The following is a 24,084-nucleotide window of genomic DNA, read 5'->3' as shown; positions in this document are numbered from 1 at the left end:
TTAGATACATGAAAAGAATCTTTATAAAGGTTGAGGGAATAGTTCAAGGAGTAGGATTTAGACCATATGTTTATAAGATAGCGCAGGAGTATAGTCTGACAGGGTGGGTTAACAATAATTCTGAAGGCGTGTATATAGACATTGAAGGAGAAGAAAAAGCTGTTGAAGATTTTGTAGATAAACTTAAAAATAATCCATCTCCTTTAGTTAGAATTGAAAATATTACAATTGAAAATAGAGAATTGATGCATTATAGAGGATTTGAAATAAAGGAAAGTGAAAGAAAAGATGAAAAAATTACTTTAATATCACCGGATATGGGGACTTGTAGTGATTGTATAAAAGATATTAAAGATCCTCAAAATAGAAGATATAAATATCCTTTTACAAATTGTACAAACTGTGGGCCTAGATTTTCAATAATAAAATCCATTCCTTATGATAGAGATAAAACTACTATGAATAAATTTATTATGTGCGATGAATGCAGTAATGAATATTCTAATCCATTAGACAGAAGGTTTCATGCGCAGCCAAACGCATGCAGCAAATGTGGACCAAATTTATGGATTGAAGATTCAAAGGGAAATTATATTAAGTCTGATGATCCAATAGAATGGACAAAAGAAAATATAAATTTAGGAAAAATTTTTGCTATCAAAGGAATTGGTGGTTTTCATTTGGCTTGTAATGCTAAAAATGAAAAGGCAATAGATGGACTAAGAAATAGAAAGAAAAGGCCTCATAAACCACTAGCAGTTATGATGAAAGATATAGAAACAGTTAAAAAATATTGTTGTTTAGAAAAATCAGAAGAAAAGTTACTGTTAGAACAAAGAAGGCCAATTGTACTTTTAAAGAAAAAAGAAAATAGCAGCTTACCTGATAATGTAGCACCAAATCAAAATACACTAGGAGTTATGCTGCCCTATACTCCATTACATGAACTTCTATTTGAGAATGATATAGAGGTTCTTATAATGACAAGTGCAAATATAAATGGATTTCCTATTGAATTTGAAAATGAAAGCGCATTAAGAAATTTAAGTCACATAGTAGATTATTTTCTTATTCATAATAGAGATATTTTTATACCAATTGATGATTCAGTGGTAAAAGTAGTTAACAATAAACCAAGAATGATTAGAAGAGCTAGAGGGTATGCACCAGAGCCAGTAAAAAAAATAAATTCGCGAGAAATTTTAGCTTGTGGTGCAAATATGTTAAATACTTTTGGAATATCAAAGGAAAACTTCATATTTTTGAGCCAGCACAATGGAAATTTGGAAAACCTAGAAACCTATGAGCATTACGAAAGAAACATTGAGCATTTCAAAAATATCTTTGGTTTTAGTCCTAAGCATGTATGCTGTGATATGCATGAAGGATATATGTCAACACAATATGCTGAAAAATATAATAGTTCATTAGTAAAAATTCAGCATCATCATGCACATATATGCAGCTGTATGGCAGAAAATGATGTAGAAGAGAAAGTTATAGGAGTAGCTTTTGATGGTACTGGATACGGTATAGACGGAAAAATCTGGGGATCTGAATTTTTAATTTGCGATTATAATGAATTTACAAGAAAGGCACATTTAGATTATGTAAAGATGCCTGGAGGAGATATGGCTGTTAAGGAACCTTGGAGAATGGCTGTATCTTATATATATAAGGTATTAAAAGATAAGCTAATAAATGATAAATATTCTTATGACGATATATTACTAAAATTGTATGGTGAAAAGTCCATTAATATAGTAAAAGCTATAAAATCAAATATAAACTGTCCAGAAACCTCTAGTATGGGGAGATTATTTGATTCTGTAGCAAGTATTATAGGATTGAGAGATAAGGTAACATATGAAGGACAGGCAGCAATGGAGCTTGAAGCATTAATTGAAGAAGAGGGCACAGACTCCTATTCTTATGAAATATTAAATAAAGATAAATATGTTATTGATATTTCTAATGCACTTCATGATATAATCTTTGATGCTATTAATGGGATGGATAAGAAAATAATATCTTTAAAATTTCATAACATGATTGTAAATTTTACAATAGATATGTGTAATAAAATAAGAAAAGAAAGTAGTGTTAATAAAGTTGCTCTCAGTGGTGGAGTATTTCAAAATGCATATCTATTAAAAAAGATTGTTGAAGGTTTAGAAAAAGATAAATTTATAGTGTATACTCATAGAAATGTACCCTGTAATGATGGTGGAATAGCACTAGGACAAATTATGATATGTAATGCAAGTATATCTTAAAGTTAGAAGAATTTATAATATGTATAAATTTTAAGTTATATAAAATTAATTTAATAATTTATTTTTGTTTCCAAAAATAGCAGAATCACTGCTAATTAGGATATTAAATACTAGGATAAAAGCTTTCTAGAAGGATATTATATTTTTAGAAAGGAGTGTTGTAAAATGACAAGAAGGCGCAGCAATCCATCTAAAGATATGATAATTGGAAATATAAATGGCGATATACGTATTATAGATAAAGAAGATATAATAGCTATGTTTAACAATCAAAAAGATGGGACAAGAGCTAAATTTAGAATATTTAAGTAAAACATTGAGTTGTTTGGTTATAATTATGTAAATAAATCATAATTTAACCGGATAGCTCTATTTACCGTTATATTTAATGAAAAATAGGTTATACAGCATAATTATAATAAACTATAAGGTTTATAAGTAAATTAATTTAATAAAAATTTTAAATAATAGGTTAATAAACTGTGAAATTTATGGAAAAATTAATAGAAATAAGTTAGTATAGTATTATAGAAATAAGTTAAATTTATAAATATTCTGCATATTTACATAATATAATATAAAGGGGATATGTGTTATGAAAGTAGAATTTACTAAAAAGCAGTATAAGCTTTTAATGGATCTGGTTTATGCTGGAAACATCTTAATTAATGGCTTTAGGGATCAAGAGGAGATAAATAAAGAGTACGAGGGACTTGAGTACTATATATATTCTCTTGCAAAAGAATATGGATGGCAAGATTACGTAGAGTATGATGAGGAATTTAAGGAATACTTTCCAACTAAAAAGTTTGATGAGCATATGAGAGAAAAAATTTATGAATATGATGACTATGTATTTTGGTCCAAGCTCCCAATTGAAATGGCTAGAAGAGATGCTGCCAAAAAGCTTAAAGAAGATATAAATGAGGAAAATTTTAATGATTTTTTAAAGTTAGTTTGTAAATTAGAAGAGAAATATGAAAGAGAATTAGAGGAAAATGGATTAGACAATGTAGAAATACGCTCTGGAAATAAAAAATTAACAATAGCAAAATAGGTTAAATGAAAAGCTTTCCAAACTATAGAATTGGGAAGCTTTTATGCTGAGTTTAGAAAATTTATATATAGAATTAAGTTAGCATTTAATAAATTAGACTTACAAACATTGTTTCGAAATGAAATTTATTTCAAAGGTTTTATCATTTTGAAACGAAAATATTTTCAAAATGATAAAATATAAACTATATGTCATGGAAATTAGAGAATTTATTATTGGCATCAAAATTGCTAATATAATTAAGTGTAGTTTGAAATAAATTTTTAACCCTAAAAACCTAAAGCCCTAAAACAAAAGTACTTAAGAGCAGCCCTCCTGCACTTAAGCACTTTTGTTTTAAATGAACAATCTTGAATCGCATACATTTAGTTTCAAAATGATAAAATTAAACCTTTATTATCATTTTGAAACTAAAATTGTATCATTTAGATAAAATTACCTGATGAAATATTAGTTCCACTAGGTTTGTCAGGTTGGCATAAAAATTGCTGAATAATTTAAGTATATAATTAACAAAAACAGATGGCAAAATTTTAAGGAGGTACTACAATGAAAAAGGTCACCAGCATTTTACTAAGTCTTTTATTTATAATTTCAGCAATATTTACTGGATGCGGCAAACAGCAAACTATAGCATGGAGTGCTGAGGAGTGGAATATGCAATGATTTCAAGATTTATAGCAAAAAGAATATTTCAAGGGCTGTTCGTAATATTTTTTCTCAGCATACTAAGTTTTGCTATTATTAATGCTGCCCCTGGTGATCCGGCCACGGCGTTATATGGTCCATTAGCTGATAGGCTTACTACAGAAGAGCGAGCAAGAATAAATAGAAATTATGGAGTTGATAGGCCTATAGCCGAAAGATATATAAAATGGACAACCAATATGTTAAAAGGAGACCTTGGAGTATCTTATTTGGAGGGAAGAAAGGTTACAGACATACTAAAAGAGAGAATACCAAATACTCTAATGTTATTTTTAAATTCAATAACTTTGATACTTATTCTTTCACTTACATTAGGTTTAAAAGCAGGTTTTAACGAAGGTTCCTTCTGGGATAAATTCACAAGTGGACTAAGTGTTATATTTTATTCTATTCCTTCCTTTTGGTTAGCTCTTTTATTTATAATAGTTTTTTCGGTTCAACTTGGACTGCTGCCTTCATCAGGGAACAAAAGTATAAGTGGAGATGGCGGTATGGTTGATGTGATAAAGCATCTTATAATGCCTGTTTCTGTAATGGTTATTTCTCATGTTGGCGCTTATGCAAGATTTATTCAGGAAAAAGTTAAAGAAGAGAGTAATAGCCATTATGTAACAGCATGCAGAGCAAATGGAATGGAAGAAAAAAAGATCATGAAGGGAATTATAAAAAATGCATTAGTACCTTTTATAAATTATTTAGGTATAACTATACCTGGCTTTTTCGGAGGATCTGTTATGATTGAAACAGTTTTTTCCTGGCCAGGGTTAGGTATGATAAGTGTTAAAGCGGCAAACTCTAAAGATTATCCGCTACTTATGGGAACTATTTTTATAACAGGAGTTATGGTAGTTATAAGCATAATTATAACAGACATATTAGAGCTTTCTATAAATCCTTCCTTAAGAAAGCAGGTGACATAATGAAAAAGAAAACACATGTTATATGGATAACTATACTTTCAGCTATAATTCTAGCAACGATTTTCGCTCCACTCATAGTTCAAAGCAACCCATATGATGTAGAGTTAGCGAAGGTACTTCAGAGGCCAAATAGCTTTAATATAATGGGGACTGATTCAATGGGAAGGGAAATATTTGCGAGAATTCTATATGGAGGCAGAGTTTCTCTTAGTGTTGGAATTTTTTCAGTAATGATATCAACTACTATAGGAATAATATATGGTGGGATAAGCGGATATTTTGGAGGAAGAGTAGATAACTATATGATGAGGCTTTTAGATACATTTCTTGCTATACCTACACTTATAATAATGCTTGCACTTCAAGCTATTATAAGAGGGGGGCTTACAAGCATTATATTAGTAATTGGTTGTACATCATGGCTTTCTACAGCCAGAATAGTAAGATCACAGTTTTCAGAACTGAGAGATAAGAATTTTGTTAAGGCAGCTATTGTAATGGGAACACCTACGTGGAAAATATTAATCAATCATTTGCTTAAAAATAGTATGCCAGCTATTGTAGTAATAGCCACATTAAACTGTGCTCAGTCTATATTTATGGAGGTATCTATGAGCTTCCTTGGTATAGGAGTACCACAGGGAACCCCATCCTGGGGAAATATGCTTAATAATGCACAAAACGATATTTTATCAGGAGCCTGGTGGGTAGCTGTATTTCCAGGCGCTACCATAGTGATTTCTATGCTTTGCATTAACTTTATTGGTGAATATCTAAAAAAGAGAGTTACCTATGCATAGCTTAAAAATAAAAAATTATAGTATAGGAAAACTAACTAGAAAGTTAACTTTCGGACAAGAGTCCCTATACAAAAAACATATTTAATTTTAAACATTTACAATAAGGAGGATACATATGAATAAGAAAAAAGTAACAAGTATTGTATTAAGTTGTATGCTGGTAGTTTCAGCGGTGATTACAGGATGTGGTAAATCAGAAGCTACCTCTACAAAACAAGCTTCAAAGAATGGTAAAACCTTAGTTTATGGTGCAGAGTTTGAAGATGAAAAGTTAAACCCAATATTGTTATCATCTCATGCACTTACAAATGATTTGATTTTTAGAGGTTTAATGAGATTTGATGAGAATAACATACCAAAGCCTGAAATAGCAGAGTCTTATACTATATCTGATGATAAACTAACATATGATTTTAAAATGAAAAAAGGAATTAAGTTTCATGATGGTACAGAAGTTAAAGCAGAAGACGTGGTTTTCACTTTAAAAAGTGTATTAGATGAAAAGGTAAACTCAGAAATAAGACCAGAATTTAATGAAATAAAAGATGTACAGGCTGTAAATGATTACGAAGTTAAAATAACTGTAAAAAAGCCATTTCCACCGCTACTAGATAAGCTTACTTTGGGAATAGTTCCAAAGCACGCGCTAGAGGGAAAAGATATAAATAATGCTGAGTTTAATCAGAAACCAATAGGAGCAGGTCCTTTTAAATTCGAAAAATTGGAAAAAGGAAATAATATTACATTAACTAAATTTGAAGATTATTATGGGAAAACGGGAAATATAGAAAAACTAGTAATTAAGTTTATAGCTGATTACAATGTTAGAGCAATACAGCTTCAAACTGGTGAAATAGATTTGGCTTATCTTGAACCAAGTCAGGTAAGTAAAATTGAAAAGCTAGATAATATAAAGGTATATAAAGTTGATACAGCAGATTACAGATGTTTAATGTACAATATGAGAAAAGATATATGGAAAGATGCAAATGTAAGAAAAGCCTTTAATTATGCCTTAGATAGAAAAGGAATGGTAGATGGAATATTGTTAGGCTATGGTTCAGAAGCGTATTCACCTCTACAAATAAATAAATTTAACAATGCTGATGTGGGAAAATACACTTATAGCTTAGATAAAGCTAATTCTCTTTTGGATGCTGCTGGCTGGAAAAAAGGAGAGGACGGCATAAGAGTTAAGGATGGCAAGAAGTTAACCTTTACTATAACTGCTCCAAAAACAGATGAGGTTAGAGTTAAAATAGCAGAATATTTTGCTTCTCAGTTTAAGAAGATAGGTGCAGATGTAAAAGTAGATGCACTTGACTGGAGTGTAATAAAAATAGATCAATGCGAAGCTTTTGTACTTGGATGGGGAAGTCCATTTGATGCGGACGATCATACCTTTAAACTATTTCACTCAAGCGAAATTAAAGGTGGAGATAACTATGGAGCGTATTCAAATCCAAAAGTAGATGAAGCACTACAAAAAGCAAGAACTACATCCGATGAGAATGAAAGAAAAAAATATTATGCAGAATTCCAAAAAGAATTATCAGAAGATCCTGCCTTTAATTTTGGAATTTATCTAAAGGCTTTATATGGTGTAAATAAAAGAGTTTCTGGTATAAAGGAAAAGGTACTTGGACATCATGGTGCAGGCTTTTTATGGAATGTAGAGGAATGGAATATAAACTAAAAATGGAGGTGCTTTATTGGAAACCATTTTAGAAATAAAGAATTTAAAAACAGAGTTTAGAATTGAAAATGAAATTAAAGAAGTAGTTAAAGGAATAAACTTTGAAGTTAAGAAAGGCAAGATAACATGCATAGTGGGACAGAGTGGAAGTGGCAAAAGTATGACAGCTATGTCTATTATAAATATGCTTCCTAAGAATGCATCTATTTCTCAAGGTAACATATTTTTTCAGGGGCAAGACCTAGTTAAAATGTCTGATAAAGAAATGAGGGATATAAGAGGAAAGAAGATATTTTCCGTGTTTCAAAATCCTATAAATTGTTTTAACCCATCTTTAACTTTAGGATCACAAATCTACGATTTGATATCTAGTAATATGATAGTAAATCGAAAAGAATTTGAAGTCAAATTCTGTGATATAATGGAAAGCTTGAATTTGCAAAATCCACAAATAATCTTAAAGCAATATCCTTTTCAATTAAGTGGTGGCATGCTGCAAAGAATGATGATAGCTGCAGCAATATTTATGGAACCTGAAATAATAATTGCCGATGAGCCTACAACAGCTTTAGATGTTACTACGCAAAAGGAGATATTAAAACAATTTAAAAATATACAAGAGAAGTTCAATACAACTATACTAATAATAACCCATGATTTTGGAGTGGTTGCGGAGATGGCTGATGAGGTAATTGTTATGAAAGATGGTTGCGTAGTAGAAAAGAGAAACGTATTTGAAATTTTTAATAGCCCAAAGCACAGCTATACAATTTCATTAATTAAAGCAACCTTTGATAGAGAGGTATTAGAAGTATGCTAATAGAAGTAGATGGCCTATCTAAAATTTATAAAACAAAGTTATCTTTAATTAAATCTCGAGGCGAAAGTATAAAAGCTGTAGATAACATTTCATTTAATATAGATAGCGGAGATGTAGTAGGACTGGTAGGAGAGAGTGGCTGCGGTAAAAGTACTCTTTCTCGCTTAATAATGAGATTAGAAAAGCCTACAAATGGATATATAAAGTATAACGGTAAAGATATTTGGGCGTTAAAAAGAGAAGAAATAAAAGGCTTTAGAAAAAGCTGTCAGGTAATATTTCAAGATACTATGACTTCACTTAATCCTAACATTAAAGTATTAGACTCTTTAATGGAACCTCTAAACAATCATTATAAAATACTGCGAAAAGAAAAAATAAAGAAAATTGAGGATATAATTTATTTTGCTAATCTTAAAGAAGATATATTAAATAAATATCCATTAGATATAAGTGGTGGAGAAAGACAGAGAATAAACATATGTAGAGCACTGCTTTTAGAACCTAAATTTCTAATATGTGATGAGATTATATCTAGTTTGGATGTTTGTACCCAAGCGTCAATTTTGAACATGATTAAAAAATTAAATAGTCTTAATGACATGGGCGTATTATTTATATCTCACGATATAAGTGCAGTAAAATATTTATGTCCTAAAATAATGGTAATGTATAAAGGCAGTATAGTAGAAACTATAGACAATGAAGATAATGGGTATAAGATAAAGCATCCATACACTAGTCAATTAATATCTTCAGTACCTATTAATAATCCCAATAAAAGAATTAATGAAAAAATAGTAATTTAAGTTCAGTGATCACATCACTGAACTTTTATATTTTGAAATATTAATTATAAAGGTATATAAGTATAGAATTTGGATAATATTATGTATATATTATGAAAACACTTGTCTATTGAAATTTGAACAAGATAATAATTAAATAAAAATATATTTGAATATTTGAAATTTTCAATAAAAAATTAGTGAATTTTTTCAAGTTTTATAATATACTTACAGTAACAGAATATCATTGAGTATCATATTTATAATGGGAGGTTAAAGTCCTAAATGGACTTTAACGGGTAATTTTGCTAGGTAAAAGTTCTAAATGAACTTTTACGGGTAACTTGTGAGCGGAAGCGAAAATCTTAAGTTACCCAGTACCCGAAGGAAAACAAGCAAAATTACCCAGTGTTCCGACTAAAAGGAGGAATGTAATAATATGATTTTAATATTTGTATTGAGTACACTTGCGTTGTTAGCTATTTCCATAATTTTAAGTGAAAAACAACCAGTTCTGCGACGTGATACTAAAAATTTTAATACCCCTCCTAATGTTAAAAGCAACTATGCTAAAACATATAAAAAACAGCCGGACAGATATTTTGTGGATGATTCATTTTTAATGGGTAAATATATGAATTATTTTAATAATAAACTAATTGAGAAAAGTCTTTGGAAGAAAGATCAAAGCAAACATTCATATAAAAAACAGAATAACAGATCAATTATCAATTGGTCCAAAAATTAATATTCTTATCATATATACTTTTGTTCGTAAAATACGCAAAATTAACTAAGACTATAATTTAACTTTTCATTAAATTATAGTCTTTTATTCTTAAAATAAAAAATTAATGTTGAAAATTTAAATTAATTTGGATAAGTAAAAACAATAAGGTAAAAATAAACATAGAGGTGTTTTAAATTGAAATATTATAATTCGGAGGCATCTTTATGAATCATTTAATTATTTATGCGCACCCTAGTTCAGCTAGTTTTTCCAATGCCATTTTGGAAAAGGCTAAAGAATGTTCTATGAAAAAGGGGTGTAAAACTGAAGTAAGAGACCTTTATTCTATAGGATTTGATCCAATTTTAAGGGCAGCTGATTTTGAAGGGCTATGTGGAGGTAATACTCCAGAAGATATCAAAAGAGAACAAAATTATATAGAATGGGCTGATTTAATTACTTTTATATATCCGATATGGTGGACTGGTATGCCGGCTATTCTTAAGGGATATATAGATAGAGTATTTTCCTATCAACTGGCTGCTCAGCAGGAAAGTAGTGATCAAAAGCAGCAAAGCAGAGATTCGAAACAACAGGATACGTCAAAAGAAAACTCAAATAATTCAAAGAAAAATTCTAGTGAAAAACCAGATGGCGATAATAAAGAATCTGAAAATTCTAATCAAAGAAAAGATAACTCAACAAATGAGCAAAAAGGTTCATCAGTTTTGTTAAAAGACAAAAAGGTAATCATTGTAACCCCTATGGGAACTTCATGTGAAACTTACGATAACTACGGAATGACTAATTCAATACAACAGACTTGTGACATAGGAATATTCAGTTTCTGCGGCATGAAAGTAGTTCAACATAAGTTTTTAGGCGGCGTTCCAAATGTTGAGGACAAAGTAAGAGAGCAATACTTACAAGAACTATGTAATATGTTTGATAAAATTTTAAACTAGGCTATACAGTTTAAAATCAAGGTGCTGAGTACAAATCAGCACTTTTTGTTGTTAACAAAATGTTTCCAAAAAAGAAATAATTATTACATAATTAAATCATATAATAAAGATGTACACCAAATAACAAACCCAAACATACAAATAATATTCATAAAGTCCCCTTTAGTAGCACTGTGATTCTGCAGTGCTACTAAAATTGACAAAATGTTTCCGAAAGTTAAAAAAATTATTTATTACGATAAGATGTAATACTCTAAATAAATGAGTCTATAATAGCCTCCTAATTAAGATACTGGTTAAATTCCAGTATCTTTTTTTGTTCAAATTGTATTGCAGTATTTAGTATAAATTCTGGCATAATTATTTAAACATGTTGTCCAATAAATTATCCAAATAACTCTTATCAACAAATACACAATTATCAGGGTCTATAATTTCGCATACACTGTTTTTATATTGATAATCTACATTTGATATTTTTAATATAGAGTTATTTAATTTAACTAGAATAGAATGGTCATCTTCAATATAGATATATTTTATATTTTCAAATTCCACAGTTCTACTGTGTATCTCTAATAGTTGCTCATTGTTCATATTCACGGTACCTCCTATGCAATAAATGAATACATATTAAGTATATGAATATATATAAAAATTTATGATAAATTATTATAATTAAAAACAAAATAGAGGAGCATTTAAAAATTACTGTTCTGCTTCCTTGGTAAGTATTTTGTCAGAAGATATATCCAAAAACCTTTCAAAGTCTGTTAAATCCCATGTTCCGACCATACCTGTAATTTTATGCAATGTTCTTAAGAATGATTCTATTTCGTTATCCTCGAACTGTCCGAAAAGACCCATGAATTCATAAGCAGTTTTTGTAGCAACGCTATTTTCGAGCACTGACTTTCCTTCTTCTGTAATATAAATTTTAATTACTCTACTATTATCTAAATACTTATCCTTTTTTATATATCCTTTCTTTTCTAAACGGCTTATTAATGCTGAAGTAGTTGATTTATTCCAAAGAGCTATATTACCCAGTTGATCTAACGTAAGCCCATCTAAAAAATTCAAAATCCACAAAGCGTGTTGTTGGGCATGAGTAAGACCGGATTCTTTGGCTACATTTTCCCAATTCTTTTCTAAGTTCATGTATGTAGTTCTTATTAGATTTAAGAATATGTTAAAATAATAATCCTGCATTGTTCTATCCATATTTATTCTCCTAAATTATTATTAATTTATTTATACATATTAAAATTATACAATATATTAAGAGTTTATACATTCATTTTATAAAAATATTATAAAATAATACAATAATTATTTATAGTTTATATTACTAATTGTAATATATAGAGTTTATTAAGAATATTTATTTTAAGTGTTTACAGAAATAAAATTAATAAACAAAACAGCTCATATCATCTTAAAATTTCTAAGATGTATGAACTGCTCTCACACTTGTTTACAACAATTTTGTAAGTTGAGACAATTTAATAATTCTCATATATGGATCGGAAGTTAAATTTTTAATAGGTAATCCTATAATATAAATCTAATAAGGACCATAGTAAGATCCAGGATAAGGTGGATAATAAGTAGGGTAATAAGGTGAATAATAAGGGTAAGGTGGCGGATAATAACCAGCATCACCTAAAATATAGGAAGTCAGACCTAATAAAAATAACGGAAGCAAGTAATCATCATCTCTTTGTCTCATAGGATAGTTGGTAAAAGAGCCATGTAGCATAGGTTGTTGATTATACATCATAGGGTAGCTTCGCATTAACCAAGGATAATAATTATAATGTGACATTGTTGGATAAGGCATTTGATACATATTATAAGGTACTGTATTATACATAGGTGTTTGATAAATATCTCTAGGCATCATTTCGTATTCTTTCATTAAGTTTTCAGTATCCGTATAGTTGTTCTCAGGAATATTATTTTCGATCGGATTATATTCCATATATTTTACTCCTTTATAAATTCCTACAGTACTATAATATGAACTATATTAATTATTTATAATGTTCTTTATAAATTTATCTATATAAAATAAAAAGCTATAAAACTTATGCCTTTTTATAGGTTATTCAATTTAAACAATATATAAGATTAAAATAAATGAAGTATAAGCTTGTTTAATATATAAAATTGAATGATAAATATTAGGGGTATTCCTATTGTAAATTTCTTATGCTTAGTTTTATGCCTGAATAAATACATTCCTAAAAATACTCCAGCACTACCTAAGATAAATGATATTAGAAAAATTCTTGATTCTGGTACGCGCCATTGATGCTTTATTGACTTGCTTTTGTCATAATACATCACTATTACTCCGTATAAATTAATAAGTAAAATATAATAAAATAATATTCTCATAAGTTAGCCTCCATAAATTTAGTTATTTTTAGTTAAATGTAAAATTACCCCTTAGAGTAGATTTTACAGAGATTTTCTCTGCATGTCTACTTTAAGGGGCTAAGTTTTAGTTCATAGTCTTATGAATTTGTGCTTTCTAAATATTCATCATAAGTAACTTTTTTATCAACTAATCCAGATGGTGTGATTTCAATAATTCTATTAGCAATAGTTTGTATAAATTGATGGTCATGAGATGTAAATAAAATATTGCTGCTGTAATCTCTTAAACCATTATTTAAAGCAGTAATAGATTCAAGATCAAGATGGTTAGTAGGTTGGTCTAGAATTAGAACATTTGCACTACTTAACATCATTTTAGACAGCATACATCTTACTTTTTCTCCACCAGATAATACTTTAGCTTCTTTTAGAGCTTCTTCACCAGAGAATAGCATTCTTCCTAGGAAACCTCTTAAATAGCTTTCAGATTTTTCTTCAGAGAACTGACGAAGCCAGTCTACTAGATTAAGGTCAACATCATTAAAGAATTCAGAGTTATCTTTTGGGAAGTATGCTGTTGTAATTGTAACACCCCATCTATACTCTCCACTGTCTGGTTCAAGCTCTCCAGTTAGAATTTTAAATAAGGTTGTATTAGCAATTTCATTATCTCCAACAAAAGCTATTTTATCTTCTTTAGAAACTATGAAGCTGACATTGTTCAGAACTTTTTCTCCATCTATAGTTTTAGTAAGTCCATCTACTCTTAATATGTCATTTCCTACTTCTCTTTCAGGTTTAAAACCTACAAAAGGATATCTCCTTGTAGAAGGTTCAATATCATCCACTGAGATTTTATCTAATAGTTTTTTACGAGAAGTAGCTTGTTTAGATTTGGAAGCATTAGCACTAAAACGAGCTATAAATTCCTGTAAGTCTTTAATTTTTTCTTCTTTTTTCTTGTTCTGGTCTTTCATAAGTTGAAGAGCTAATTGGCTAGATTCATACCAAAAGTCATAGTTTCCAACATATAACTTGATTTTCCCAAAATCTACATCAGCCATATGTGTACAAACCTTATTTAAAAAGTGTCTGTCATGGGAAACTACTATAACCGTACCTTCAAAGTTTATTAAAAACTCTTCTAGCCAATTGATAGATTTCAGATCCAAATTGTTAGTTGGCTCGTCTAGAATTAGAACGCCTGGTTTACCAAATAAAGCTTGTGCAATCAATACCTTTACTTTTTCAGAACCGGATAAATCCGCCATATTTTTGTAATGAAGATCTGTTGAAATACCAAGACCTTGAAGTAATGAAGAAGCTTCAGCTTCTGCTTCCCAACCGTCTAATTCAGCAAATTCACATTCAAGTTCAGAAGCTTTAATACCATCTTCATCAGTGAAATCTGGTTTTGCATAAAGAGCTTCTTTTTCCTTTATTATTTCATAAAGTCTGGCATTACCCATAATAACTGTATCTAACACTTGATATTCATCATATTGGTAATGGTCCTGCTTTAACACTGACATTCTTATACCAGGAGCCATGTTTACTTCTCCTGTATTAGGTTCAATTTCTCCAGATAGGATTTTTAAAAATGTACTTTTTCCTGCACCATTTGCTCCAATAACACCATAGCAGTTACCAGGAGTAAATTTTAAATTTACATCTTCAAAAAGTTTTCTTTCGCCATATCTTAAACTTATATTTGTTACTGTAATCACGTTAATACCTTCCTCTATTTAAATTTTGACACCCATCGCGCTATTATATCATAAATTTACGGAAATTTCACTCGTTAAAAATAAAAAACACATATATTAATTAAAATTTTCCTATTATAAAAACAATATGTTTTAATAATAGGAAAGTTTATGTTAATATTAATAAGGTTACTAAATAGCTGTTATTTACAGCTAATTGAAAGGATTGTTAATATGAATAAAATACTAGTGCTAGCGGAAAAGCCATCTGTTGCTAGAGAGATTGCAAGAGTTCTAAAATGCAGTAAAAAAGGAAATGGATATATAGAAGGAGATAAGTATATTGTAACTTGGGCACTTGGACACTTAGTTACATTAGCTGATCCAGAAGCTTATGATGATAAATATAAAAGTTGGAAGTTAGAAGATTTACCGATGCTTCCTAAGCACTTAAAGCTTGTAATTATAAAGCAAAGTGGTAAGCAGTTCAATGCAGTTAAGGAACAATTAAATAGAAAAGATGTAACTGAAATTGTTATTGCTACTGACGCTGGTCGTGAGGGAGAATTAGTAGCAAGATGGATAATTGAAAAAGTAAGAGTAAATAAGCCAATAAAGAGACTTTGGATATCTTCACAAACAGATAGAGCTATAATTGAAGGCTTCAGAAATTTAAAACCTTCATCACAATATGACAATTTATATAAGGCAGCACAATGTAGGGCTGAGGCTGATTGGGTTGTTGGCCTAAATATCACTAGAGCTTTAACATGTAAGCATAATGCACAACTTACAGCAGGACGCGTACAGTCTGCAACCTTAGCAATGATAGTTAATCGTGAAGAAGAAATAAAGAATTTTAAACCAAAGGATTATTTTGTAATAAGTGCAAAGGCAAAAGGATTTACTCTTCAATGGAGAGATAAAAATAATAGTAGTAATATTTTTGATGAAGAAAAAGCAAATAAGATTCTTTCATCAACTAAAGGCAAGGAATGTAATGTAGTTGATGTTACGGAAAGCTATAAGAAGCAGCATGCTCCTGCTCTTTATGACTTAACTGAGCTGCAAAGAGATGCTAATAGAATCTTTGGATATTCAGCTAAACAGACGTTATCTATAATGCAAAGATTATACGAGAATTATAAGATATTAACTTATCCTAGAACAGATTCAAGATATATTTCTACGGATATAGTAGCTACATTACCAGAACGTTTAAAAGCAATTTCTATAGGTAATTATAGAGCTTGTGCTAATGAAATATTAAGGGGCAAGATAAATGCTCATAAGGGTTTCGTAGACAATAGTAAAGTTAGTGATCACCATGCAATTATTCCAACAGAGGAAACAGTGAAGTTATCACTATTAAGTAATGAAGAAAAAAATGTTTATGACTTAGTAGTTAAAAGATTTTTATCTGTTATGCTGCCACCTTTTGAATATTTACAAACTACTATAACTGCAGATATTAATGGAGAAACCTTTATAGCAAAAGGTAATGTTATAAAGTCAAAGGGATGGAAAATGGTATATGACAGAGCTAGTGATCTAACTGAAGATGAGGATCAAAAAGAAAGCCAAGAGTTACCTATAATTAAAAAAGGTGACAAAATAAATATATCAGCAGTGGAAAGCAAAAAGCTAAAAACTAAACCACCAGCAAGATTTAATGAAGGTACTTTGTTATCTGCTATGGAAAAACCACAAAAGTATGTAACTATAGATAAAATACATGCTAAAACCCTTGGGGAAACTGGAGGAATAGGAACGGTAGCTACAAGAGCTGATATTATAGAAAAGTTATTTAACATGTTCTATATAGAAAAAAACGGTAAAGAAATTATCCCAACATCAAAAGGAAAGCAACTTATAGAATTAGTTCCTGATGAGCTTAAATCTCCATTATTAACAGCAGAATGGGAATTAGAATTAGAGCTTATTAGTAAAGGAAAGAAAGATCCTAGAGCATTCATAGATAGAATGAGAAACTATGCAGCAGAGCTAGTTGAAGATGTTAAGGGAAGCAGCGATAAGTTTAAACATGATAACCTTACTGGTAAAAAATGTCCTGAGTGTGGCAAATATATGCTTGAGGTTAAAGGTAAACAGGGTAGAATGCTTGTATGCCAGGATAGAGAGTGTGGTCATAGAGAAAATCTAGCTAGGTTGACTAATGCGAGATGCCCGAATTGTCATAAGAAGCTTGAGCTTAGAGGACAGGGAGAAGGACAAATCTATGTATGTACAACTTGCACCTTCAGAGAAAAAGCTGCCTCTTTTAATAAGAGATTTGACAATAAGGAAGGCAAGAACAGTAAAAGAGATGTAGCAAATTATATGAAGAAGATGAAGCAAGAAAGTGAAGCACCAATGAATTCAGCATTGGCTGATGCTTTGGCTAAGTTAAACTTAAAATAAGAAAAATAAGCTAATGCACTTAGTGCTTTGGTAATAGGATTAAGTGTATTAGCTATGTAGTAATTATTCAACAAAGCTGTAACAATTAGGTATAAGGGCGGTTTAGCAGCTAGAAGGGTGAAATAATGATCTAAAAGTTAGAATTAAGTCGTATATATAAGTACATAAACCGAGGCTATTTAGATATATAGATCTTTCTTTATTAGTTTGTAGTAAAATTTAATACATTTGATGAATTTGAAAAGGATTTTAAATAAAATACTGAAGAATAATAGTAGTTAGGAAATTGCCTACTATTATTTTTTACGAGGATAAAAAATCAAAACTTGACTTATAGTTTAAGAATAAGCAAGTTTTAGTATCAATTTTACAACCTAATATAAAACCGCGCGTAAATGGAGGGGAAGGCTCTTTCTTTTTTACAGGGTTAACTTCCTTCTAAAAACATGAATATAATAAAGATTTATTAATAAGACTGCTAAGAGAAACTATAAGTCTGTATGAGAGCACTGGATATTCTAGTGCTCTTTAGTTTTTGTAGAAATTAAATTTAATCTAGTTTTACTTTTAAGAAGATTATTATGTTGTAGGTAGTATAATTTAAGGGTTTGATAATAAAGAATACAATTTTAAGATATGGAGAATATAAATTCATAGTCTACAATTATATTCTTTATTGAAAAATATATTAATTTAAGGCATATGAAAAGAAATAAGAGACCAAAGATTCGAAGCATATTTGTCACGAGACGAGGAGGTAAAATCCAGTCATAGTGGGGCTATGCCTGAATTTTGCCGACGAAGTATTCGTGGCAAATAGGCGAGAATACTGGTCTATTATTTATTTGATTATGCCTAAATATTAATCTCATACAAAAGCTGCATATATAATAAATAACTATTATAAGGAGGAATAGCGCAAATATGGATACTCACAATGTTCAGCGTAAAGAGGTAGAAGCTATTTATGGCAAAATTAGTCCCTTTGAACTTAAAGATAGATTAATTAATTTAGCGGAAGGACAGAAGGAGAAGAGTGCACACGCATTATTAGATGCGGGAAGAGGTAATCCTAACTGGACTGCGGCAACACCTCGTGAAGCTTTTTTTGCTTTTGGACAATTTGCCGTTGAAGAAACTCGAAGAGTATGGAACAATCATGATTTAGCAGGAATGCCTAAAAAAGAAGGAATATCAGAACGTCTCAGTGTGTATATTAATAAGCATCAAGGAGAGCCTGGAATAGAACTTCTAAAAAGTATAGTTAACTACGGAATAAGTAACAAAGGTTTTGATCCAGATGCTTGGATATATGAATTGGCGGATGCAATTATAGGTGATAACTATCCAGTGCCAGATAGAATGCTAATACATATAGAAAAAGTCGTTCATGACTATCTTGTTCAGGAAATGTGTTATAATAAGCCACCAGTAGGTAAATTTAATCTTTTTGCTGTTGAAGGTGCCACTGCAGCAATGTGTTATATATTTGATTCATTAATTGCTAATGAATTGCTATCTAAAGGTGATAAAATTGCAGTAGCAGCACCAATATTTACGCCATATTTAGAGGTTCCTCACTTACCACGTTATAGTTTAGAAGTTGTTGAAATTGTTGCAAAAGAAATGACTGAAGATGGCACACATACGTGGCAATATCCTAAATCAGAGCTGGAGAAGCTTCAGGATACAAGTATTAAGGCGCTTTTTATAGTAAATCCAAGCAATCCACCTTCAGTAGCAATGAAACCTGAATCAGTAGAACAGCTAAAAGATATAGTGGAAAAGAATAATCCTAACTTGATGATTATATCAGATGACGTATATGGAACCTTTGTTGACAATTTTCGTTCTATAGTAGCAGATTTGCCATTCAATTCAATTGGAGTGTATTCGTTCTCGAAATACTTTGGCGTAACAGGATGGCGTCTGGGAACTATTGCGCTTTATGAACATAATGTATTTGATAAATTATTAAAAGAGTTGCCAGAGGATAAAAAGAAAGAATTGAAACAGCGTTATGGAGCTCTTTCCACAAATCCGGAACAAATACCTTTTATTGATAGAATTGTTGCAGGTAGTCGTCAGGTAGCTCTTAACCATACAGCAGGCTTATCAACACCGCAGCAAGTACAGATGGCTTTTTTTTCAGTTTTTGCGCTGCTTGATAAAGAAAATAACTATAAAAAGCTAACAATGGATATTTGCCGTCGCCGCCAGATGCTGCTATTCAACAGCTTAGGAATAAGTCTAAGAAAAGATCCTTATGATGCAGCTTATTATACAGAGTTTGATTTGCTGGAATGGGCAAATCATTATTATGGTAATGAATTTGCTGATTACTTACAAAGCAATCATAAACCTGTAGATATTCTTCTCCGTTTAGCAGAGGAATCTTCTATAGTATTGCTAAGTGGTGGTGGATTCCACGGTCCAGAATGGTCAATTAGAATATCTCTTGCTAATCTAAATGATGAATCTTACTCGAAAATTGGAGGAGTACTCCATAAAATATTAGAGGAATATGTTTCATCATGGAAGAAGACAAAGAAAGTATAGATATCCAACCTGAATGTTTGACTTATTATCGGTATTCATAGGGGGACCTCTTCTGTACTGTTAATAATTTTAGTTATCTCTAGGGCTTGCTGCTAAGAACCTCAACAATTTTAAATAAACTCGCTATGCTCAAACAGTATTTAAAATTGTAGAGGTTCTAAAGCAGCTTCGCCAAGAGCTAACATAAAACCATTAAATGTACTGTCAGATGTACCCCTATGAATACCTTAGTTAAGTCAATTATCGAAGTTGGATATCTATATAGAGAAACTAATTTTCGGTCTAGTATCATCATGTGGGCCCTGATTTAAACCTCTATAGATATAAAGAAATAGAATTTTTAGTTTACTCCTTGTTTTAGCAATCTAAAAGCTTTAATATGTAAAATGAGGTGAGGATTTTGGAGAACTATATGAAATTTATATCTAATGCATGGAAAGAATTTATTGATAAAGGTTATATAAGTCATGCGGTAAGACCAGAAATTGCAGAGTCATGGAGAAGGTGTAAGGCATATGGTGTAGATCCGATGAACGGAAAAGGAAATAACACTCGAAATATCTCTGTAGACCTTAAAATTGAACAAAATTCAGAGTTAATAGCAGTAGCCCGTCCTACGATGGAAAGTATCTATAGTATTGTAGCAGGTTCAGGTTTTGCTATAATGCTAGTTGATAAGGATTGCTATGTAATTGACGTAATTGGTGATAGTGATATTATGCAAAATGCAGATAAATTAAATTTTGTAAAGGGTGAACTGTGGACGGAAGAAGCGGTAGGAACTAATGCAATAGGTACAGCACTTTATTTAGATAAGCCAATACAAACTATTGGTGCAGAGCATTTTGGAATAAACCAGCATTCGTGGACATGCTCTGCTGCTCCAATTCATGATGAAGAAGGAGATATAATAGGATGCATAAACATGTCCGGCAATTATTATAGTGCACACTCTCATACACTAGGAATTGTAACTGCTGCAGCACAATCTATACAAAAACAGTTAGCCTTGACAATTTCAAATAAACTCATGAATATAACCTTTGATTCAATTTGTGAAGGTATGATTGTTTTAGATGAAAAATTAGAACTAAAAAGAATTAATGATAGAGCTTTGGAAATTTTGGGAATTACCCATAAAGAAGCAGTAAAATTAAATATAAGAGATTCACTAAGAAGCGTTAGCTTTAATGAAATAATAAGTAAGGGAGATATATCCTATAATAACGTAGAATGTGATTTTTATATAAATTCTAAAAGAGTAAAATGCACAATAAATGCTGTACCTATGAGAGTTAACAGCAAGTCTGTAGGTATAGTTATAACCTTTAGAGAGATACAACATGTGCACAATTTAGTAAATAAAGTAGTTGGATATAAAGCTACTTATAGATTTGAAGATATCATTACTCGTAATAATAGAATGAAAGATATAATAGAGTTTGCTAAAAAGGCAGCTCAAAGTGATTGTAATATTCTCATTGAGGGGGAGAGCGGAACTGGTAAGGAACTTGTTGCACAATCTATACACAATTTTAGTGATAGGGAAAGAGGACCTTTTGTTGCAGTAAACTGTGCTTCTATACCTAGAGAGTTAGTAGAAAGTGAATTGTTTGGTTATGAGAGGGGGGCCTTTACTGGAGCTTCTAAAGAAGGTCATCCGGGCAAGTTTGAACTTGCTGATGGTGGTACAATTTTCTTAGATGAAATTGGAGAACTTCCATTAGATATACAATCTAAGCTATTGAGAGTATTGGATAACAATAAGATTACTAGAGTAGGTGGAACTTATGAAAAGCAACTTAATGTAAGAGTTATTGGGGCAACAAATAGAACACTGCAGGAGGAAATAGGCAAGAAAAATTTCAGAGGAGACCTTTATTATAGACTGAGTGTAATGAATATTAAAATTTTACCTCTAAGAGAAAGAAAAGAAGACATAGAGGTGCTTGTCAGTCATTTTGTAGAAAGGTTAAATATTAAAAATAACAGACAAAGTAAAAAAGTGCACAAGTCTTATATAGATAAATTGAAAGAGTATCATTGGACTGGTAACGTAAGAGAACTTAGAAATGTAGTTGAAAGAGACTACTACTTAAGCGACATTGAATTAGTATCAGCATCTAGTATTCAAAGCTATAAGGATGATAATACTGTAATCGAATATCATCGAAATAGCGATACTATTATTCCTATTCAAATATTAGAAAAGGAAAATATTATGAATGCTTTAAAAGGCTGTGGTGGAAGTAAAATTAAAGCCTCAAAATTATTAAATATGAGCAGATCAACTTTATATAGAAAGATTAAAAGATATAATATTAACAATCAAGAGAATAAAAATGTGTCAAAATGAGAATTGAAAAGCAGATGTGTCAATATAATACATACAGTAATGTGTCATATTGACACTTGTTTTGATAAAAGGCTTGCAAGTAGGCCTTTTTTATTTTGGCACAATATTTGCTCTATATATCTGTGAATTGATTAACATACATAAATTAAAATATACTTTAGGAGGAATAATTATGAAAGCTGCATTATGGTATGGAAAAAATGATGTAAGAGTTGAAAAAATTGAAGAACCAAAAGTAGTGAAAGGTTCAGTAAAAATTAAGGTTAAGTGGTGTGGAATTTGTGGTTCAGATCTGCATGAGTATTTAGGAGGACCTATATTTATTCCAGTTGGACAACCACATCCATTAAGTGGTACTACAGCTCCAGTGGTTTTAGGTCATGAATTTTCTGGTGAAGTAGTAGAAGTAGGTGAAGGTGTAACAAAGTTTAATACTGGTGATAGAGTAGTAGTAGAGCCAATTGTAGCCTGTGGAAAATGCCCTGCTTGTAAAGAGGGAAAGTATAATCTTTGCTCTTCTTTAGGTTTTCATGGACTTTGCGGAAGTGGCGGCGGACTTGCTGAATATACTGTGTTTCCAGAAGAGTTTATACACAAAATTCCAGATAATATGTCTTACGAACAAGCCGCATTAATAGAACCAATGGCTGTTGCACTTCACTCAATAAGAATAGCAAACTTTAAAACTGGAGATACTGCAATAGTATTAGGATCAGGTCCGATTGGACTTGCGACTATAGAATGCTTAAAGGCAGCTGGTGCAAAGCTTGTAATAGTTTTACAAAGAAAATCAATAAGACAGGAATATGCAAAGAGAGCTGGCGCAGACGTAGTATTAGATCCAAATGAAGTTGATATAGTGGAAGAAGTTAAAAAACTTACAGATGGAGTAGGTGTAGATGCTGCATTTGAAACTACTGGTGCTAAGATAGGATTTGATATAGGACTTAATAGTTTAAAATTTGAAGGAACTATGGTAGTAACAAGTATTTGGGAAAATGAGACAAGCTTTAATCCTAATATTTTAGTATTCTCAGAAAAGAAAATTGTTGGGACATTAGCATATAGACATGAGTTTCCTGCAACAATTGCGCAAATGAGTGATGGAAGAATAAAAGCAGAAGGATATATAACAAAGAAAATAGCTCTTGATGATATAGTTGAGGAAGGATTTGGTTCTTTAACTGGCCCAGAAAAGAAAAAACATGTTAAAATACTTGTAACTCCAGATAAATCACTTCTATAACTATCAATGTAGATGCAACACCATTTGCTAGGGCTTGTAAAAATGAAATAAGCAAAATAAGAAAATAGATATAAAAACACTAGGTAACTTACCTGGTGTTTTTTTATTGTAAATACTAGCTTTTTAAACAAAAGCAGTAAAATATAAATGATGTGATTACAAAAATAGAACCTTAAATATATTTGAATGAAGAGAGTGCCGCTAAGGTTCGTTATTTTTTAATTAGTATTAAAACTAATCTAAAAAATAAAAAAATTTATTTTTTAGATTGGTTATATTTTACAATAAACTATTATAAATATTAAGTATAGCTAAATAAAAAATTAACACATTTGGCACATGAGTAATACTTAAAAATAAACATAGGAATAAATAAAAGTACAATAAGCAAAATAAATCAATTTGACAAAAAAATAGGTTAGTACATAAATAGAGGTGCAAGTAAAAAGGTAGCTTTTAAGTGTTAAGGAGAATACATCCTCCGATATTAAAAGCAAAGGGTTTATTTGCCGAAAGGGTGTATTTGATATTAGATATATCCTTGGGGATAGAGCATAGTAGTTCTATCACTGCCGTGAATAATCATGGAGCGCTATTTATGTGATGAGAAGAAAATTTTCATTGCATGAGTGGCGTAAATAACTTATAACT

The 24,084-nt window shown here is 30.6% G+C and carries 19 protein-coding genes and 1 riboswitch; of the genes, 14 read left to right on the top strand and 5 right to left on the bottom strand.

All coding sequences use genetic code 11. The features are described 5' to 3' along the window. Positions 1-8 precede the first annotated feature (8 nt). From hypF to ACZ5N4_RS16820, 10 genes are all read left to right on the top strand, one after another. The gene (hypF, locus tag ACZ5N4_RS16865) at positions 9-2,276 is read left to right on the top strand and encodes a carbamoyltransferase HypF (RefSeq protein ID WP_464203658.1); all 2,268 of its coding nucleotides are present in this window, start codon (positions 9-11) and stop codon (positions 2,274-2,276) included. 165 nt (positions 2,277-2,441) lie between these two features. Beyond that, positions 2,442-2,588, top strand: a complete 147-nt coding sequence (locus ACZ5N4_RS16860; protein WP_464203657.1) for a hypothetical protein — start codon at positions 2,442-2,444, stop codon at positions 2,586-2,588. A gap of 283 nt (positions 2,589-2,871) precedes the next feature. Beyond that, positions 2,872-3,333, top strand: coding sequence for a hypothetical protein (locus ACZ5N4_RS16855; RefSeq protein WP_464203656.1), 462 nt, complete (start codon positions 2,872-2,874; stop codon positions 3,331-3,333). A gap of 662 nt (positions 3,334-3,995) precedes the next feature. Then, on the top strand, positions 3,996-4,961 hold the full coding sequence (locus tag ACZ5N4_RS16850; protein WP_464210991.1) for an ABC transporter permease: 966 nt from the start codon (positions 3,996-3,998) through the stop codon (positions 4,959-4,961). After that, positions 4,961-5,761 carry an ABC transporter permease gene (locus ACZ5N4_RS16845; protein ID WP_464203654.1) on the top strand — a complete coding sequence of 267 codons (801 nt, stop codon included), beginning with the start codon at positions 4,961-4,963 and terminating at the stop codon, positions 5,759-5,761. Before ACZ5N4_RS16850 ends, ACZ5N4_RS16845 begins: the two co-directional genes overlap by 1 nt. A 115-nt stretch (positions 5,762-5,876) precedes the next feature. After that, positions 5,877-7,457: an ABC transporter substrate-binding protein gene (locus ACZ5N4_RS16840; RefSeq protein WP_464203653.1), complete on the top strand. Its 1,581-nt coding sequence runs from the start codon at positions 5,877-5,879 to the stop codon at positions 7,455-7,457. Between the two features lie 16 nt (positions 7,458-7,473). Further along, positions 7,474-8,277, top strand: coding sequence for an ABC transporter ATP-binding protein (locus tag ACZ5N4_RS16835; protein WP_464203652.1), 804 nt, complete (start codon positions 7,474-7,476; stop codon positions 8,275-8,277). Next, positions 8,271-9,086 (top strand): ABC transporter ATP-binding protein, encoded by an 816-nt coding sequence (locus ACZ5N4_RS16830; RefSeq protein ID WP_464203651.1) that lies wholly within the window; start codon positions 8,271-8,273, stop codon positions 9,084-9,086. The genes ACZ5N4_RS16835 and ACZ5N4_RS16830 overlap by 7 nt, the downstream gene beginning before the upstream one ends. A 418-nt stretch (positions 9,087-9,504) precedes the next feature. Further along, entirely contained in the window at positions 9,505-9,813 is a 309-nt protein-coding gene (locus ACZ5N4_RS16825; protein WP_464203650.1) for a hypothetical protein, read from the top strand. A 206-nt stretch (positions 9,814-10,019) separates the two neighbouring features. Further along, positions 10,020-10,760: an NAD(P)H-dependent oxidoreductase gene (locus ACZ5N4_RS16820; RefSeq protein WP_464203649.1), complete on the top strand. Its 741-nt coding sequence runs from the start codon at positions 10,020-10,022 to the stop codon at positions 10,758-10,760. Between the two features lie 360 nt (positions 10,761-11,120). Here ACZ5N4_RS16820 and ACZ5N4_RS16815 read toward each other — a convergent pair whose 3' ends face one another. From ACZ5N4_RS16815 to ACZ5N4_RS16795, 5 genes are all read right to left on the bottom strand, one after another. Next, positions 11,121-11,357, bottom strand: a complete 237-nt coding sequence (locus tag ACZ5N4_RS16815) for a hypothetical protein (RefSeq protein ID WP_464203648.1) — start codon at positions 11,355-11,357, stop codon at positions 11,121-11,123. A 111-nt stretch (positions 11,358-11,468) separates the two neighbouring features. Then, entirely contained in the window at positions 11,469-11,984 is a 516-nt protein-coding gene (locus ACZ5N4_RS16810) for a MarR family winged helix-turn-helix transcriptional regulator (protein ID WP_464203647.1), read from the bottom strand. Between the two features lie 343 nt (positions 11,985-12,327). Further along, positions 12,328-12,744, bottom strand: a complete 417-nt coding sequence (locus ACZ5N4_RS16805) for a hypothetical protein (RefSeq protein ID WP_464203646.1) — start codon at positions 12,742-12,744, stop codon at positions 12,328-12,330. Positions 12,745-12,893: 149 nt separating this feature from the next. After that, on the bottom strand, positions 12,894-13,163 hold the full coding sequence (locus ACZ5N4_RS16800; protein WP_464203645.1) for a DUF1294 domain-containing protein: 270 nt from the start codon (positions 13,161-13,163) through the stop codon (positions 12,894-12,896). Between the two features lie 119 nt (positions 13,164-13,282). Then, on the bottom strand, positions 13,283-14,872 hold the full coding sequence (locus ACZ5N4_RS16795) for an ATP-binding cassette domain-containing protein (protein WP_211144109.1): 1,590 nt from the start codon (positions 14,870-14,872) through the stop codon (positions 13,283-13,285). Between the two features lie 213 nt (positions 14,873-15,085). Here ACZ5N4_RS16795 and ACZ5N4_RS16790 point away from each other — a divergent pair, with 213 nt between their 5' ends. The 4 genes from ACZ5N4_RS16790 (at position 15,086) to ACZ5N4_RS16775 (ending at position 23,433) form a co-directional block, all read left to right on the top strand. After that, positions 15,086-17,272 carry a DNA topoisomerase III gene (locus ACZ5N4_RS16790; protein ID WP_464203644.1) on the top strand — a complete coding sequence of 729 codons (2,187 nt, stop codon included), beginning with the start codon at positions 15,086-15,088 and terminating at the stop codon, positions 17,270-17,272. Between the two features lie 924 nt (positions 17,273-18,196). Next, a complete protein-coding gene (gene aspD, locus ACZ5N4_RS16785; RefSeq protein WP_464203643.1) occupies positions 18,197-19,831 on the top strand; it encodes an aspartate 4-decarboxylase in 1,635 nt (544 codons plus the stop codon). 400 nt (positions 19,832-20,231) lie between these two features. After that, positions 20,232-22,187, top strand: a complete 1,956-nt coding sequence (locus ACZ5N4_RS16780) for a sigma-54-dependent Fis family transcriptional regulator (RefSeq protein WP_464203642.1) — start codon at positions 20,232-20,234, stop codon at positions 22,185-22,187. Between the two features lie 172 nt (positions 22,188-22,359). Further along, complete coding sequence (locus ACZ5N4_RS16775) at positions 22,360-23,433, top strand: 2,3-butanediol dehydrogenase (protein WP_464203641.1); 1,074 nt, start codon at positions 22,360-22,362, stop codon at positions 23,431-23,433. A gap of 422 nt (positions 23,434-23,855) precedes the next feature. Continuing rightward, positions 23,856-24,036, top strand: a riboswitch (Lysine riboswitch). Positions 24,037-24,084 lie beyond the last annotated feature (48 nt).

Source organism: Clostridium nitrophenolicum (assembly GCF_055391695.1).
This window is presented reverse-complemented; position numbering and strand designations above follow the sequence as displayed.

Coding starts and splice junctions, on each gene's coding strand:
- ACZ5N4_RS16775 (WP_464203641.1), top strand. CDS start 22,360: ATGAAAGCTGCATTATGGTATGGAAAAAATGATGTAAGAGTTGAAAAA.
- ACZ5N4_RS16850 (WP_464210991.1), top strand. CDS start 3,996: ATGATTTCAAGATTTATAGCAAAAAGAATATTTCAAGGGCTGTTCGTA.
- aspD (WP_464203643.1), top strand. CDS start 18,197: ATGGATACTCACAATGTTCAGCGTAAAGAGGTAGAAGCTATTTATGGC.
- ACZ5N4_RS16830 (WP_464203651.1), top strand. CDS start 8,271: ATGCTAATAGAAGTAGATGGCCTATCTAAAATTTATAAAACAAAGTTA.
- ACZ5N4_RS16845 (WP_464203654.1), top strand. CDS start 4,961: ATGAAAAAGAAAACACATGTTATATGGATAACTATACTTTCAGCTATA.
- ACZ5N4_RS16825 (WP_464203650.1), top strand. CDS start 9,505: ATGATTTTAATATTTGTATTGAGTACACTTGCGTTGTTAGCTATTTCC.
- ACZ5N4_RS16860 (WP_464203657.1), top strand. CDS start 2,442: ATGACAAGAAGGCGCAGCAATCCATCTAAAGATATGATAATTGGAAAT.
- ACZ5N4_RS16805 (WP_464203646.1), bottom strand. CDS start 12,744: ATGGAATATAATCCGATCGAAAATAATATTCCTGAGAACAACTATACG.
- ACZ5N4_RS16820 (WP_464203649.1), top strand. CDS start 10,020: ATGAATCATTTAATTATTTATGCGCACCCTAGTTCAGCTAGTTTTTCC.
- hypF (WP_464203658.1), top strand. CDS start 9: ATGAAAAGAATCTTTATAAAGGTTGAGGGAATAGTTCAAGGAGTAGGA.
- ACZ5N4_RS16840 (WP_464203653.1), top strand. CDS start 5,877: ATGAATAAGAAAAAAGTAACAAGTATTGTATTAAGTTGTATGCTGGTA.
- ACZ5N4_RS16855 (WP_464203656.1), top strand. CDS start 2,872: ATGAAAGTAGAATTTACTAAAAAGCAGTATAAGCTTTTAATGGATCTG.
- ACZ5N4_RS16800 (WP_464203645.1), bottom strand. CDS start 13,163: ATGAGAATATTATTTTATTATATTTTACTTATTAATTTATACGGAGTA.
- ACZ5N4_RS16810 (WP_464203647.1), bottom strand. CDS start 11,984: ATGGATAGAACAATGCAGGATTATTATTTTAACATATTCTTAAATCTA.
- ACZ5N4_RS16790 (WP_464203644.1), top strand. CDS start 15,086: ATGAATAAAATACTAGTGCTAGCGGAAAAGCCATCTGTTGCTAGAGAG.
- ACZ5N4_RS16815 (WP_464203648.1), bottom strand. CDS start 11,357: ATGAACAATGAGCAACTATTAGAGATACACAGTAGAACTGTGGAATTT.